The 14,428-nt window shown below is 41.0% G+C and carries 15 protein-coding genes, 4 tRNA genes and 1 pseudogene; 2 read left to right on the top strand and 18 right to left on the bottom strand.

Going from position 1 to position 14,428, the window contains the following annotated elements; all coding sequences use genetic code 11:
• Nucleotides 1–34: 34 nt before the first annotated feature.
• Entirely contained in the window at nt 35–916 is an 882-nt protein-coding gene (locus E4K67_RS01335; protein WP_158408368.1) for a sulfite exporter TauE/SafE family protein, read from the bottom strand.
• A gap of 13 nt (nt 917–929) precedes the next feature.
• Nucleotides 930–1,988, bottom strand: coding sequence for a selenide, water dikinase SelD (gene selD / locus E4K67_RS01330; RefSeq protein ID WP_135544609.1), 1,059 nt, complete (start codon nt 1,986–1,988; stop codon nt 930–932).
• A gap of 119 nt (nt 1,989–2,107) precedes the next feature.
• On the opposite strand from selD, the gene E4K67_RS01325 reads away from it, so the two are divergent.
• Entirely contained in the window at nt 2,108–3,019 is a 912-nt protein-coding gene (locus tag E4K67_RS01325; protein WP_135544608.1) for a LysR family transcriptional regulator, read from the top strand.
• Here the strand turns inward: E4K67_RS01325 and E4K67_RS01320 are convergent.
• The 5 genes from E4K67_RS01320 to E4K67_RS31420 all read right to left on the bottom strand — a co-directional run bounded on the left by E4K67_RS01320 (nt 3,012) and on the right by E4K67_RS31420 (nt 5,612).
• On the bottom strand, nt 3,012–3,383 hold the full coding sequence (locus E4K67_RS01320) for a Tn3 family transposase (RefSeq protein WP_338031837.1): 372 nt from the start codon (nt 3,381–3,383) through the stop codon (nt 3,012–3,014). The two genes, E4K67_RS01325 and E4K67_RS01320, sit on opposite strands and share 8 nt — an antisense overlap.
• 21 nt (nt 3,384–3,404) lie before the next feature.
• A tRNA-Leu gene (locus E4K67_RS01315) sits at nt 3,405–3,487 on the bottom strand.
• 106 nt (nt 3,488–3,593) lie between these two features.
• Nucleotides 3,594–3,893, bottom strand: coding sequence for a hypothetical protein (locus E4K67_RS01310; protein WP_135544607.1), 300 nt, complete (start codon nt 3,891–3,893; stop codon nt 3,594–3,596).
• A gap of 652 nt (nt 3,894–4,545) precedes the next feature.
• A complete protein-coding gene (locus E4K67_RS01300) occupies nt 4,546–5,289 on the bottom strand; it encodes a hypothetical protein (protein WP_135544605.1) in 744 nt (247 codons plus the stop codon).
• Between the two features lie 215 nt (nt 5,290–5,504).
• Nucleotides 5,505–5,612 carry a heavy-metal-associated domain-containing protein gene (locus E4K67_RS31420; RefSeq protein WP_199242428.1) on the bottom strand — a complete coding sequence of 36 codons (108 nt, stop codon included), beginning with the start codon at nt 5,610–5,612 and terminating at the stop codon, nt 5,505–5,507.
• A gap of 140 nt (nt 5,613–5,752) precedes the next feature.
• Here E4K67_RS31420 and E4K67_RS29590 point away from each other — a divergent pair, with 140 nt between their 5' ends.
• On the top strand, nt 5,753–5,899 hold the full coding sequence (locus tag E4K67_RS29590; protein WP_158408390.1) for a Ger(x)C family spore germination C-terminal domain-containing protein: 147 nt from the start codon (nt 5,753–5,755) through the stop codon (nt 5,897–5,899).
• 220 nt (nt 5,900–6,119) lie between these two features.
• On the opposite strand, the gene E4K67_RS01290 is transcribed toward E4K67_RS29590, so the two are convergent.
• From E4K67_RS01290 to E4K67_RS01240, 11 genes and pseudogenes are all read right to left on the bottom strand, one after another.
• The gene (locus E4K67_RS01290) at nt 6,120–7,010 is read right to left on the bottom strand and encodes a hypothetical protein (RefSeq protein ID WP_206752165.1); all 891 of its coding nucleotides are present in this window, start codon (nt 7,008–7,010) and stop codon (nt 6,120–6,122) included.
• 20 nt (nt 7,011–7,030) lie between these two features.
• Nucleotides 7,031–7,228, bottom strand: coding sequence for a hypothetical protein (locus E4K67_RS01285; RefSeq protein ID WP_135544603.1), 198 nt, complete (start codon nt 7,226–7,228; stop codon nt 7,031–7,033).
• Between the two features lie 228 nt (nt 7,229–7,456).
• Nucleotides 7,457–7,588 (bottom strand): annotated as a pseudogene (locus E4K67_RS30440) (MBL fold metallo-hydrolase); the annotation flags it as partial.
• Nucleotides 7,589–7,962: 374 nt separating this feature from the next.
• Nucleotides 7,963–9,537 carry a DUF5667 domain-containing protein gene (locus E4K67_RS01275; protein WP_135544602.1) on the bottom strand — a complete coding sequence of 525 codons (1,575 nt, stop codon included), beginning with the start codon at nt 9,535–9,537 and terminating at the stop codon, nt 7,963–7,965.
• A gap of 329 nt (nt 9,538–9,866) precedes the next feature.
• Nucleotides 9,867–11,246, bottom strand: a complete 1,380-nt coding sequence (locus tag E4K67_RS01270; RefSeq protein WP_135544601.1) for an ATP-binding protein — start codon at nt 11,244–11,246, stop codon at nt 9,867–9,869.
• Nucleotides 11,247–11,552: 306 nt separating this feature from the next.
• A tRNA-His gene (locus E4K67_RS01265) sits at nt 11,553–11,628 on the bottom strand.
• A gap of 19 nt (nt 11,629–11,647) precedes the next feature.
• Nucleotides 11,648–11,724: transfer RNA gene (locus tag E4K67_RS01260), tRNA-Arg, on the bottom strand.
• A gap of 61 nt (nt 11,725–11,785) precedes the next feature.
• A tRNA-Pro gene (locus E4K67_RS01255) sits at nt 11,786–11,863 on the bottom strand.
• A 93-nt stretch (nt 11,864–11,956) separates the two neighbouring features.
• Complete coding sequence (locus tag E4K67_RS01250; protein ID WP_135544600.1) at nt 11,957–12,574, bottom strand: XTP/dITP diphosphatase; 618 nt, start codon at nt 12,572–12,574, stop codon at nt 11,957–11,959.
• The gene (gene rph / locus E4K67_RS01245; RefSeq protein ID WP_135545136.1) at nt 12,571–13,296 is read right to left on the bottom strand and encodes a ribonuclease PH; all 726 of its coding nucleotides are present in this window, start codon (nt 13,294–13,296) and stop codon (nt 12,571–12,573) included. The genes E4K67_RS01250 and rph overlap by 4 nt, the downstream gene beginning before the upstream one ends.
• Nucleotides 13,297–13,480: 184 nt before the next feature.
• A complete protein-coding gene (locus tag E4K67_RS01240; protein ID WP_135545135.1) occupies nt 13,481–14,407 on the bottom strand; it encodes an alanine-tRNA synthetase second additional domain-containing protein in 927 nt (308 codons plus the stop codon).
• Between the last annotated feature and the right edge of the window lie 21 nt (nt 14,408–14,428).

Below are 14,428 nucleotides of genomic sequence, written 5' to 3'. Positions count from 1 at the left end.
TCCCCTCCGTTATAGTTATTCTTTTAGCATCCACTTAGGTTTTGAGTGTTAGCTTGTTTAACTCTTTGTGTTTCCTTTTGTCTTTAAGGAATACTAGCAATAAAAGTACTAGCCCTATAGTGAGAAGGTAGCCGACAATAGGGCTTAATTCAAACCACATCTTCAAAGACGTAAAGGCAATAAGGACACTTAAAATTATTCGAAGACTTGCCGTTTTCAACCGGCTACTTAAACGTCCCCCCAGTTGTGCCCCTATCAATGCACCGGCAACCAGGACTATAGCCATTAGGAAGGGTATTTGTCCCGTTCCCCACTTTCCAATGAACCCAGCCAATGCGGAAAGAAACGTTATGGCCACCGAACTACCAAGTGCAATCCTTGTAGGAATTTTAAGAACATATAGCATCAGCGGAATTAAAATGAATGCACCACCCTGGCCAACTATTCCTCCAAGTATGCCGACCAGCAAGGCAACGAAAAAAGCGAGATATTCATTAAAATCAACATTTTCAACCGCTAAATCATCATCCTTTTTAGAAGGTATAAACATCAATACAGTAGCCATTAGTGCCATACCTGCAAAAATTCCCAGCATTACTTCCCCTCGAATCTGCTTGGAGAAGTAAGAACCCAGCAGTGAACCAAAAACAACACCACTACCCATATAGGCTATAAGTTTAGAGTGAACAAAGTTATATTTTTTGTGGACGACTAACCCAGAAAAAGACCCGGCCATACTCTGGACTATTGTAATAGCGGCAGCCGTTTTCATGGAAATGGCTTCAAGCCCAATCAATGAAGGGACGTATAACAATAGGGGGACCATGATGATTCCCCCACCAATCCCTAGTAAGCCAGAAAAAAAACCTCCTATTAATCCAAGGGCAAAAAGAACAAATAGCAATAAAGTCGTCATATTAAACCCTCGATTATTTAGATATTTCCAACTTATATAAATCGTCCTGAACCATTTTACCCACGGTAGCGATTGTTTGAACTCCAGCATCTTTTAGCTCTTGGAGAAGGTTTGGCAACTTTTCTTCAGTTACTGAGATCAATAAACCTCCCGAGGTCTGGGCGTCTGCCAGAACAAGCAAATCGTGTTCAGATATGTCGGGGTTAATAATTAGGTCTCCTTTAAGGAAATCTAAGTTCTTCCGTGTGCCGCCGGGTACGACTCCTGAATTATTCTTAATCAAATTCCATGTCTCGTGGATCACCGGCACGTCAGACAGGAAAATCTTTGCCCCCAGACGGCTTGCTTTCGCCATTTCATGCAAATGTCCAAGAAATCCAAAACCCGTAATGTCAGTACAAGCGTTAACGCCGACTTTAACCATAGCTTCAGCAGCACGCTTATTAAGGATACTCATGATCTCAATCGCTTCAGCCATAACCTCAGGGCTAACAAGACTTTTTTTCATAGCTGTGGTTATGATCCCCAGTCCTAAAGGCTTGGTCAAGACGAGCATATCCCCCGCTTTAGCTCCAGCGTTGGTGACTACCTGAGATGGATCAATGACTGCCGTAACGACCATTCCATATTTAGGTTCAGGATCGTCGATCGTGTGGCCACCGATAACGCTAATCCCGGCTTCAGCCGCCTTCGCGGCTCCACCTTTTAAAATTTCCGCAAGCACATTCATGGAAAGTTTCTTCGAAGGAAAGCCGACAATATTTAGGGCAAAAAGGGGCTGAGCACCCATCGCATAAATGTCGCTTAATGAATTAGCGGCTGTGATTAAACCAAATGTATAGGGATCATCCACGACAGGGGTGAAGTAATCCACTGATTGCACAATGGCGAGGGAATCGTTTACCTTGTATACAGCAGCATCGTCGGCAGTGTTGGTGCCAACTAAAATGTTAGGATCATTAATTTGTGGTAATTGGCGCAGAACCTGCGCTAAGTCCTGAGGACTTATTTTAGCTGCTCAACCTGCACAACTAACCATCTCAGTAAGTTTAAGTTTCGCGTCGTTTAACATTGTCTTCATGCTCCTGTCAAATGAAAGTTTCTTGTTTAATCATATACTTATTAGTGCTATATTAAAAATATATAAATGATATAATATCTATATTAAAAGGAGATAGGTGGTGGTTACCTGTGATCAACGCGAATCATCTAATGGTTTTTAATAGCGTCGCAAATAACCTGAGTTTTTCGAGGGCTGCTGAAGAACTCTATACAAGCCAATCATCAGTTTCTATGCAAATGAAAAAGCTCGAAGAGTACCTTGCGGTCAGTCTCTTCGAGCAACTGGGTAAGAATATAGTTTTAACTGAGGCTGGAACGACGCTTTTTCTTTATTCTCAAAAGATTTTTTCCTTAATTGACGAAGGTGTTCATGCCATCGAAGAACTTAAAGGCTGCCACAAAGGTCGGTTATTATTAGGCGCAAGCACAACTCCGGGTGTCTATTTATTACCTAAGATTTTAGGTAAATTCAAGTCTGTTTATCCTGGAATACTACCTAAACTAGAGATAGCCAATAGTCAAAAAATAGTAGAGATGGTGAATACAAATAGACTTGATATCGGCATCGTCGGAGAAGAAATAATTTGTCCTCCAGAGCTCTATGTAGAACCATGGCTGAAAGATGAATTATTTTTAGTTGTCTCCGATAAGCATCCGTGGGTTAACAGAGCCAGCGTTCAAGTAAAAGACTTAGAAAACGAACAATTTATCTTTAGAGAGTGCGGTTCAAGCACTAGATCAATTATCGAGAATATCCTTGCCAACCATGGGTTAAAGGTAAGTATTGTTTTAGAATTAAATAATACTGAAGCAGTTAAACAAGCGGTAAGTGCCAATTTAGGAGTCTCTATAGTTTCTGGGTTTTCGGTTATCAGTAATTCGGGAATTGTCTGTATTCCAATAGAAGAATTAGGTTTCTATCGAATGTTTAATATTATTTATCATAAGAACAAGATATTTTCTCCTGCCACCAAAAGTTTTGTAGCTTTTCTCAAATGTGAAATTGGTGCAGAAAATTTAATCGATACGTTTTTCAGATGATATCCTCATTTCTGTATTTAAGAGGTCGTAAGGCATTTAACGTTGTCATTTGACTTGAATCAAACTTATACTCGCCCAGGAAGTTAATATGTTCCCATCCAAGAGGCGAAATATGATTCAGCAGCTCCTCTTTTAGATTTCCTTTGCCCTTCCTAAACTCTATGGCTTTGTTCAAATAAACCGTATTCCACACGCTGATCGCATTGATTATTATGTTAAGAGCACTGGCCCGTTGGAGTTGGTCCTGAAGTGCGCGTTCGCGCAGCTCACCGAATTTACCAAAGAATATTGTTCTGGCTAATGCGTTCATTGCTTCACCTTTGTTTAAAATTACCACTATAAAAAACCGAAAACCCGCATGAATAGCGGGTTTTAAGACAAATTATGGTGCGGGAAACAGGACTTGAACCTGCACGGTTACCCGCTGGAACCTAAATCCAGTGCGTCTGCCAGTTCCGCCATTCCCGCATAATATAATTGTTGCAACACGAGCAATAATATCATAGTTCTATTAATAAGACAAGTTTTTTTGTTATTCTCTTTCCAATGGATTAATCTGGACCTCTGGATTAATCTATCCTATACCTTGAAGCAACCAAAAATATTCAAAGATTAAGACCACGAGATTAATTCCGACCAACGCCAGTAGATTTTTTAACCAATCTAGAGGGTATCTCCAGTAATAAAACAGGATATTGAAAATGATAAGAAAGGCTGAGCAGATGACCCAACGCGAATAAATTCCAGGGTTCTGTGAAAATACCTGGATAAACCAGATGACTGGCAAAAATAGAAATACGCTCATGAAGGTGATCATAATATACCCGATAAAGCGGCGCAGGTCATTAGCATCTGGCTTAACTTTGCTCACCATCTCTCCCCCTCATTAAGAAATAAACACAGTGTCTCAGAAATCTTGGAAGACTTCCTCGAATTCAGCAGACGAGAAACGCATCAGAATTCGCTCTCCCACAACGGTTACAGGTCCTCCAAGTGCATCGGTCACTTTTAACCTTTCTTTGAAGTTTTTAGGAATTAGAACATTTTTCTCAGTAAATAAAATTCCTTTACCCGTAAGGAATCGCTTGGCGCGAAAACAGTTTGGTCAAGGGGGAACAGTATACATTATTACTTCTGACTTCATTAGTTCACTCCTTAATCATCCGTTCTGTCTTCAATGTACCACATCTTACCTTTCCTGTCATGTAGCTATCTAAACCATGACCCTTGCCCTTAGAAACCGATCAATTAACGGTATATTCATCCAGGTATCAGCATTGTCTTAAGGCTGCGTTCATACTGGCAGGCGGAAATGGCATCACACCATTCATGAAACAACGTGCCTTGAGGAGATAAAAAAGATGACGCTTGGCTACGCCATATCCGTCGTTCTCTCTTTTGTTCTATTCAATACATATTGATTAGCTTAACTTTTGAAAAGTATGTCTTGACAACAGGGGGTACTACAGTCTTTGGGTGTTCCCACTTTATTTACACGTTTGTATAGTAGAGCCATGGAACAAACGTTAAGCTCCAAAGCGTTTGCCAAATCGGTTCAATAAGTTCAATAAATCCTCCGGTGAAAATTGCAGTGATTTTGATTGTAATTTACTATTTGAAGCTGGGGCAGTCAATGGTTTGGCACCAGTCGTTTCTGGAGGCACGACCGACCTGACAAATATAGTTGTTAAAAGTTCTAATATCAGTAAAGGTATGGCGCCTCGCACGCCTGGAAACGTAAATAAATTAACAAGAAGAAAGACAGCCGGACAATAAGGTTTATTTGTAAAATCGCCATAGACGGCTAAACCAACTACTAGGGGAATCTCCGGTGTTTCAAGGGGAAATATCCCAGTAACAGCTTGATTGGTTGAAGGAACGGATGTGCTGGTTGAAGGCTGGACATTGCCGCGTGACACCGAGGCCAAAAAATCCTGCAAATCACTTAAAGACATCCTCACAGTTTGTTCAGGAGATATAATAGTACCTTTCTGAACTGGCTTTAATTCATGTCCAAAAAATCTATCAGCAAGAAAAAGGAAAATCTGAGCTACGATAAGAACACCCACCGAAGCAAATATCTTTCCCGTTAACAGTGGTTGTAAGAAGAAAAACGAAGCGCTTCCTGGTACAGAACTAACCGGAGCAAAAATGGTAAGACCCAAACTTAAAGGTTCTTTAGAAAAACATTCACAAGAAACAAGCTCACAAGGATTCGTCCCAGGCAATGGAGGTGTGCTATTAGAAAGCGATGAATAAATATTGTCCATTGATCTAATCCCCTCTTTCTATTCTAGATTATGGGGAGTTTACTGGAAATGCACTATGTACCTAGACCTTACCTTTTTTCTTTCCTGAACGGCTTCGCTTTTTTTCATATGCGACCCTCCGTAATTTATTAAGATTTTAGAAACTTAAAATTTGAGGTTTTCCCTCAGGACCATGACACCCTATCGCAAAGTGGAAAATACTCTATAAATTTAGTTTATTGAGTAACTCCAGGAACTTTCAATAACGCCTTCTCAACTGAACTTTTGCACTGTCCACAAGTCATTCCCTCAATTTTTAATACAATCCCATCTTGGAAATTCAAGGTATTTCCCCCAGATGGTCTTTCTTCGAATGTCCACAGCAACCCATTTTACATCGCTCCGATAGGTACTACACGGTTATCCGACTTCCTACCCATCATTTGACAGTAAAATTACCTAAGGATGAGAAAAGAATGTTAGCCTGGAGATTATCCGAGCGTCCAGTAAGATTAAACCCGAGATAAGAGATGGCAAGTTATCAGTTACTGTCGAGGTAAAAGAAGAAGGGAATCTGGGCGAACAAATGTCTCAAGTAGACTTAACTAAGCCTGTGAAAGCAGAAGAGTAAACTTAATTTACCATAACAAACGCTGTTTTTTATTATCAATTACTTGTTTAACGGCGATGATTACATACACAGTAAAAATAAAGGCACTTAACGATAGGATTGTACCAAAATAGGAAAATGGCTGTGCCCCTAATGTAACACCGTATAACCACAAGTCCAATAGAGACATATCCAAAGTCCCCCCATCCATTACTAATGTTATCCGTAAATAATTTTAAACCTAATAATTCTTTTTCATTTGTTGACTACTCCCCTTGACTTCGTTAATAACTTCTTCACGAGCTCCTTGTTCGATCTTGTTAATTTCATCACTCAGAAAGAGGTGAATGGCAAGAAACATTACCAATAAAGTTAGAGAAAAAGGAACTTGAGCATGAATAAACCTAAAGATACTATACATCTTATCATTAGGTTCAAGAGCTTGTAAGACAGCTATCGCTAGGTAATCAAGATCATGGAACACTACACCAATGGCCGTATGATCTTTAAAAACCGGGAAAAAAATTGACATCGAAATAGGGGCTAATTTAAACGGATTTAGGGCTTCGATGATTGACCTATGCTTTTCTTCGGCTATAGTCTCTAATATTTTTCCTTCTAAATCTAAGCATGCTTGCGTCGACAAAAAGTCAAGTTCTTCTTCTCCTAAAGCCTGGAGCCTTTCCTCTTGTTCCGTTAATAATTCTTTTTTTAAGGTTTCCAGCAATTTATTTATTTTACCAGTAAGATAAAGTCCCAAACAGGAAGCCAAGATTAATAAGGCGAGCGGAGAAGGCACATGAAACTCAAGGATTATAAACGCCGAAAATATATTGGCAAACGTTGGGTCCATTGCCTGTCTAATATAAATATCTACTTCTCCCAAATTTGTTACTGATACACCAATCGCCAGACTGGGAATAACAGGAAACCAGAACGTTACTGAAAGTGGAGATAAATTAAGTGGATTAAGGATTCTCACATAAAACTTACGTTGTTGCTCTGCTAAAGCATGCTTGATCTTTTCGATATATTGTCGTTCTGCAATTGATTGAGGACGCCAAGAAATACTGTTAAGGTACTGCTCAAGATACTGTTGCATGAACATATACGGACTTGATGGCCCCCTCATAAAAAACACTCATTCCTTACTTAAAACTGCTCAATTACGGCATTTTCGCTTTCAGTTGTTTTAGGCGCTTCTGTAAGACCTACTGTTTTAGAAATTAACCAAATCCAGAAAGTCGAGTTGATAATCGCAATGATAGTGGGTACTGGTAACCATACTCCCCAATACTTACCTTCCGTCGGATAAGTGTTCTTGGATTTTTGAACTGGAATACTATTCATTAGAAGCCCCTCCTAACCAGAGCGTATACATCAATTAACGGTCTCCCAATTACGCAGGATGACAGCTCCTAGTACAAAAGAAACTACAAAAGAGAACACCAGCCAAACAATCCAATAACTTTGAATGAGCCACAAAGGAGTAAAACTCCAAAATCTACAGCCTGCTATCATTAATATCACCCCTTATTTCATTACCATATTATTCCTAATAATTTATTATGGTTCCTTGTTCTCGAAATAGATCGCTAAAATGTCCTGCTCAAATCCCCAAAAGGTTATATTCGGAGTTATTTCATCTAGTATATGGTCTCCACAAAGAAACAGCTGATGTTTTCTCTCATACAAGCCGATATGCCCAGGCGCACAACTCTAAAATGCCATTGACTCCTACATATTCATCCCTAATCTGCTGAGACCCTCATTAAGAAAGTGTTTTGAGAGATTCATAGAATCCTCCTTTTTGGTGTTCCTAAAATTAGATAAGAGTGTAAAATCAGCAATTCTGCAAGATGATTTTACACTCTTATTTTACTTAATTGCTGAAAAGGAGCTGTCTTTTCAAAAAATGACTTTTTTATTATTTTGAGACAGCTTTATTCTAGAAAACTTGTTGCCTTCATAAGCGGGGCGGGATCCAAGGATGGATCCCGCCCCAACTAAGATACGGAGGTCGAACTTGCCGGAACCGCGCTCATATTCATTAGCGGATTTGCATCTTCAACTCAACTCTCCTATTATTTATGATCCCGACGATTATTGTCTCCACCGTTGTCTTTGTCACGGTCTCCCTGTTTGTTCAAGTCATCTTTATTATTGTCAGACGACCGAACAGTTGGGGCCATTTGTGCTTTAACTGGGACAATTGTTACATGAGCTTTATCGCTTTGGTTAACTTGGTAAGAGTTCCGATCCATTTCTGGCTTTTCTGGCTTTACTTGCTCTGGTTTGGTCTGTTTGGCTACATTTTCATCCTGATCGTTTTGGTGATTTTGGTCTTTATCTTCAATGTAAATCTTTCTTTTTTCATTGACGGATTTTCTGAATTGTTCTAAGGCAGCTTTAGTTTCGTTATCCATAATTGTCTTTTCAGTTTCGACCTTAGGCACTGATGTCACTAGTGCGACCTTTTCTTCTTCTTTTTGAATCTTATCGACAGCTTTTTCCATGGTTCGTACGACATTAAGTGCTAATTTTTGAGCTGCTTGAGGAGGAAGCTTGTCTACTAAATTGCCCAAAACCTGAATGTTCTTTGCTTCAACATTCGCTAATGCTATAGCAAGATTTTTAGCTGTTTCAGAGTCAGTATCTTCAACTTCAAGCAGGAATGCCTGCGCCTTAGCGATTTTATCTGTGTACTCATTTAAACAGACCTCGGAAGCTTCAATATTTCCATCCTTCACAAATTGATGGGCTTGTGACAACTTTTTAAGTGCTTGACGATGGTTTAACTCACCTTTACGTGCTGGGTCGTATGTCAAGGCAAGTTGGAGTTTATTGATCAAATCACTGAAAAGAGTGGCTGGAAGAATTTCATTGCCATCCTCGTCTACAACCGGTGCAGATAGTGCAGTTTTTGCTTTTGCAATTTCTGTTGCTTGGTTTTTTATCCTAAGTTCGAAGGCTGCATTTGTGTCCTCATCACTTACTGCTGCTACCGCTGTAACTGCAGTTGCTTTTAAATCTTCAGCTTTCGCTATTTTTGCTAATGTAGTGATTGGTGCGGCTTCATAGGCCGAGACTGCTTCTTCTGCTGCTTCTACCTGAAGTGCAGTTTTTGCTGTTGCAATTTCTGTTGCTTGGTTTTTCACCCTAAGTTCGAAGGCTGCATTTGTGTCCTCATCGCTTACTGCTGCTACCGCTGTAACTGCAGCTGCTTTTAAATCTTCAGCTTTCGTTACTTCTACTAATGTAGTAATTGGTGCTGCTTCATAGGCCGAGATTGCTGTTTCTGCTGCTTCTACCTGAAGTGCAATCTTTGCTTTTGCGATTTCTGTTGCTTGGTTTTTTATCCTAAGTTCGAAAGCTGCATTTGTGTCTTCATCGTTTACCTCTGCCACCGCTGTAACCGCTGCTGCTTTTAAGCCTTCAGCTTTCGCTACTTCTACTAATGTAGTGATCGGTGCATCTTCATAGGCCGAAACCGCTTCTTCTGCTACCTCATGTACCGTTGTAGCTGTTACTGTTGTAGTTGTGTTTGCTACCATTACTTGAGTATCAGGAGTGATCGTCTGAGCTAGTGCTGAACTGATTGGTAATGCCAAAAAGGCAACCGTTACTGCAACTGCAAGTTGTTTTTTCATCTTAATCATTTTCTACCTCTTTCCTCTTTTTAGTCGTTCAATTATGTATCGAAACGACCTGGGTTCTACTTCGTTTTTCGGGCTTGTTCTAACCCTTTCATAATATTCTTACGAGCTAGTGATCATTTTTAAGGGGGTCGTACCAAAAAAAATGTCGTAAACTGCCTATCCCCCCTGGGAGATTAAATCCATAAAACACAAAAATCCTACTCATCTGTTCTCTTATCGGAGAGCAGTCTGAGAAGGATATCGACACATAGTAACCATACGACGAAACTATTCTAGAGAGCGCATTTCAGAATCTTGACGAACAATCTAGAAACATTCTTAGTTACTTATTAGCTGCTTAGTTTAAAGCTCACATAAAAAGTAGATCCTTGGGGACTACTCTCAACATTTATCTTTCCGTTATGCCGCGAAACTATACCGTAGCAAACGGCTAACCCTAAACCCGTGCCCTGTTCTTTAGTTGTAAAGAATGGGGTGCCCAATTTTTCTAGCACATACGGTTCTATACCCCTACCTTCATCCGATACAGCTAATACTACGTCACTGTTAGTAGAGAATGTTCTGATGCTTAACTGTCCGCCACTAGACATTGCCTCAAGTCCATTACGAACAAGATTCAACAATAGCTGGCGTATCTCCTGTATGTTAAGTGGTAAATTCGGCACTATATTAAGCTCTATCTTTAATAATTGATCATTGTTGCTTACGTCCGCTTGGACGAGTGGCAAGGTGGAAGTGACGATATCATTAATATTGTGACATTCAAGCAACGTTAGTTTGGTTCTACTGATGGACAGAAATTCCGAAAGAATAGAATTTGCACGGTCTAGTTCTTCTACCATGAGAACAAAGAACTCTTTATCCTTTTGCTCTTGTTTGTTCATCAGCAATTGCAAGAAACCTTTAACTGTTGTCATTGGGTTTCGGACTTCATGGCTGATACTTGCAGCCATTTCACCAATTAAGTTTAGCCTATCAAGCCGCGCCATCTCAATTTCTGCTAGTTTCCGATCTAAGATTTCTTGGGTAAGTAAATCATTAGCTATTTGTAATTCCTGCGTTCTCTCTTTGACTAGATCCTCTAGATAATACGCATGTAGTAAATCCTGTCGTCTATATTTATAGAGTGCTGTCGAAAGAAAATATGAGCATAAAACAACCAAAGATGTGTTTACATAGTGAGCTTGCAGAAGAATCGGATTCTTTTGACTGATAGATAATGAAATTATAAACACAAGCCAGGATAATCCATACAAAAGTGCTGTAACCTTTGGTTTAAAATTATACATTACAGCTAAGATTAAGCATCCTACTACGTAAACGGTAATTTGTCCATGAATCCTTTGATCAATCCAACCAGATATTACAGCTGCCAGGCTTAGCATCAAAAAGACAACTAAAATTACATAGGATTTATGCACTAATGTTATGTCATTTGCGGTGTTAGCAATAATCCAATAGGAAATAAAAATAGAAAAGAGTGTCAGCGAGCCTAAGGCCACATGCGCATAAAATAGAAATTTATAACCATTTATAATAATCCAGAGACCATTCAGATTATTAAGATAGTCAATAAAAAGCAATATCAAGTTAACCGAGAATAAGATAATAGCTAATTTACTAGTTTGCTTGAAATTATTGTAAGCTATAATTTTATCGATGGCATTTTCGTATTTCTCTGTTATAGCTTGTGTTTGAAAAAACGTCACACAGGATGCACTCCTATTCCGTTAGAAACTAAATATCGTCCAATGGATTAACTAGTTAAAGGCACCTCTCACCCCACAATATTCCACGTTGACTATAATTATCCTCCTTTTCACAAGAACCCTCTCATTATTTATTTTATCAGTTAGTATCTATAAATCTTATGTAGCAAAACAGTTATCAACTCAACTGTGCTCTTCGCTAAAATATGGTGCCTGCCAAGCTTTTTTGATCTACTAAGGCAGTTCTAGAAGGATTTTGACACAACAAAAACACCGAACGATACGTTCGGTGTAATTTTTGAGTTATGGGGTGGATGATGGGTCTCGAACCCACGAATGCCGGTACCACAAACCGGTGCGTTAACCACTTCGCCACACCCACCATAAAAATTTGTAAATATTGGTGCGCCTGGAGAGATTCGAACCCCCGACAACCTGCTTAGAAGGCAGATGCTCTATCCAACTGAGCTACAGGCGCAGTTCAAGGATTACGATTGTTAACCCAGGGTACCATCAACCGAGGATAATTGGGAAAATCATGGTCGGGGCAGAGGGATTCGAACCCCCGGCCTCCTGGTCCCAAACCAGGCACGCTAGCCAAGCTGCGCCATGCCCCGAAACGGTGACTTGATTAGTATAGCCCATCCCAGCCTATTCGTCAAGAAGAAATTCAAAGTTTTTTTGCGACGTTGAATTTACTCATAAACCCTCTATATTTTGCCTTGGGAACTTGTGCCTCTAGCAAGAGTCCTCAGAATCGGAATCACTTTACGAAATGCCTGTGCCCTATGGCTTAGCGTATTTTTCTCAGTCAAGGTTAGTTCGGCCATCGTGCGAGCAAACTCAGGCAGATAAAAGAGCGGGTCATAACCAAATCCATCCGATCCGCGGCGTTGTGTCAGAATTTGCCCTTCCACTGCGCCCTCTGTCAGATATTCTTCACCATAAGGCGTTGCCATAACTAAGGCGCAACGAAAACGCGCAGTCCTTTTATTCTCTGGGGTCATTTCTAAGAGATGTAGTAGTTTGTCATTGTTGCGCTCATCATCTTTAGGCTCCCCAGCATAACGCGCAGAATATACGCCTGGCGCACCATCTAAGGCATCGACTTCCAAACCCGAATCATCGGCAAGGGCAATCAGTCCCGTTCTCCGAACCGCTTCTCTGGCTTTGATTGCAGCATTTTCTGCGAAGGTTACCCCATTCTCCTCCACATCTTCCCAGTCTGGGATATCCAGTAAAGAAAGAACTTCAATCTCCTCATCCACAAGCAGTTCTCGAAGTTCTCGTACCTTTCCCTGGTTTTGAGTCGCAAGTATTATCTTCATGCGGTCGTTTCCACGGCAGACTTCTGGACCTCCATTAAAGTGCGGATCCCTTTTTCGGCAAGTTGCAAGAACGCATCCAAATCTGCTCGGTCAAAGGGGGTTTCTTCCGCCGTCCCTTGGATTTCCACAAACTTCCCGGCACCAGTCATAACAATATTCATGTCTACGTCCGCTTTTGAATCTTCTTCATACGCTAAATCCAGAATCGCATGTCCCTGGACTTTACCCACAGAGATGGCAGCAAGGGTATCCAAGATGGGGTTAGTGCGAATAAGTTTCTTTTCCATCAAAAACTGAACCGCATCAACTAAGGCAACGTATGCTCCAGTAATAGCCGCCGTACGGGTTCCACCATCCGCCTGCAAAACATCGCAATCCAGCCAGATTGTGCGTTCGCCAAGCTTCTTTAAATCAACTACAGACCGCAGTGCACGACCGATTAAGCGTTGAATTTCCATGGTACGCCCAGTGAGTTTTCCTTTGGTCGCCTCACGTTGAGTCCGGGCTTGAGTGGCTCGGGGAATCATCGCATACTCTGCAGTGACCCATCCTTTGCCTGAGCCTTTTTGAAAGTGAGGTACTTTTTCCTCTACGCTAGCGGTACATAGAACCCGAGTTTCTCCGATTTCGATAAGAACTGAACCCTCCGGTATATTTGTAAACTGCCGAGAAATTTTAACAGTCCGTAATTCATCATAAGCCCTGCCATGAGTACGCTGCATATTCATAACCTAACCTTTCTTTCACCTAAGTCTTTTACTATAGCGTAGCCGAAAGTCCCTGACTTCAGTCACGGGCTGCGCACCTTAAAAACTCGCCGACTTTAGTTGCACGAAGTATCAGATATTTTAGTCTACCAGATTAAAACAAGAAATACCAATCCGAGGTCCCAGGATGGACGAGTGTCTAAATAGTTTGGTCGCGCCCTCCAAACAAATCAATGGAACGAGTCGGCATCGTTTCTTCTCCCACAATACCCGCTATAGTATAAAGCTTTGCTATCGAATCGAACCGGAATTCCTTAAGTAAGTGGAAACCTTTAATTTCGCTGGTTCGCCGAATATGGATACGCGCACCTGTGCAAGGGTAAAGCATCTCTCCAACCCGAATGTGCCCGTCATCGGCAAAACATATGGGTAAATCTGCCTTTATTATATCTAAAACACGTTGTTCCACTAAGTCTAAATCTATGTCCGGTTTTTCCGGAAGTTCCAAGACAAAACCGTGTTTTATGTCACTGTGCACTTCGGGCTTTGCCAAACCCATTTCCTCTAGGATCATCGATGTAATATCCTCGGCACTGTGAGCCATTCGCCGATACTTAATCGACTCAAAGACAATCTCCGCAATGCTATGTGGTTCTGGACCAAACACAGTCGGACGAGTTACAATCACTTCTTCGCCTACGCCAATCAATACTTCAGCATTAGTCCCCAGTTGAGCATAGACCAGGTCAAAATGCTCGATGACCACGCGATGTCCAGTCGCTATTGCCTTCTGAATAGCTTCGGCGATTTTCCAAGGCTGAGTAAAAGCGGACTCGAAACGGACATCCAAATGGTAGGTATGATAGCGGAAATGCCCACGATCAGCATCCTCCATCAACGGCAACGGCCGAATATTAATTCCATCGTCATCATTGGTCAGTTCTAGGCCCGGAAACATGCCTCGAATGAGCAACGATTTTCCAGCTCCAGCATCTCCCACAAACCCGATTAGCTTATCCTCAGGGCTTAGATAGCGTTGTTGAATATTTGTTCCTAAAAATAAAAGACGTCTCCTCCCACGCGGAGCAAAATAGACCGCCTGCATTAAATGCTCATGTACAAACATGGTCAAAATTCATCCCCCCTT

This window comes from Desulfosporosinus fructosivorans (assembly GCF_004766045.1).
In the GTDB taxonomy this organism is placed as follows: domain Bacteria; phylum Bacillota; class Desulfitobacteriia; order Desulfitobacteriales; family Desulfitobacteriaceae; genus Desulfosporosinus; species Desulfosporosinus fructosivorans.
The sequence above is the reverse complement of the archived record's forward strand: the minus strand, read 5'-3'. Positions and strand labels throughout refer to the sequence as shown.

What these genes read in the sequence shown, in the direction of transcription:
- E4K67_RS01275 (WP_135544602.1), bottom strand. Translation starts at nt 9,537, where the DNA reads ATGATTAAGATGAAAAAACAACTTGCAGTTGCAGTAACGGTTGCCTTT.
- rph (WP_135545136.1), bottom strand. Translation starts at nt 13,296, where the DNA reads ATGCAGCGTACTCATGGCAGGGCTTATGATGAATTACGGACTGTTAAA.
- E4K67_RS01335 (WP_158408368.1), bottom strand. Translation starts at nt 916, where the DNA reads ATGACGACTTTATTGCTATTTGTTCTTTTTGCCCTTGGATTAATAGGA.
- E4K67_RS01290 (WP_206752165.1), bottom strand. Translation starts at nt 7,010, where the DNA reads ATGAGGGGGCCATCAAGTCCGTATATGTTCATGCAACAGTATCTTGAG.
- E4K67_RS01240 (WP_135545135.1), bottom strand. Translation starts at nt 14,407, where the DNA reads ATGTTTGTACATGAGCATTTAATGCAGGCGGTCTATTTTGCTCCGCGT.
- E4K67_RS01250 (WP_135544600.1), bottom strand. Translation starts at nt 12,574, where the DNA reads ATGAAGATAATACTTGCGACTCAAAACCAGGGAAAGGTACGAGAACTT.
- E4K67_RS01285 (WP_135544603.1), bottom strand. Translation starts at nt 7,228, where the DNA reads ATGAATAGTATTCCAGTTCAAAAATCCAAGAACACTTATCCGACGGAA.
- E4K67_RS01310 (WP_135544607.1), bottom strand. Translation starts at nt 3,893, where the DNA reads ATGGTGAGCAAAGTTAAGCCAGATGCTAATGACCTGCGCCGCTTTATC.
- E4K67_RS01300 (WP_135544605.1), bottom strand. Translation starts at nt 5,289, where the DNA reads ATGGACAATATTTATTCATCGCTTTCTAATAGCACACCTCCATTGCCT.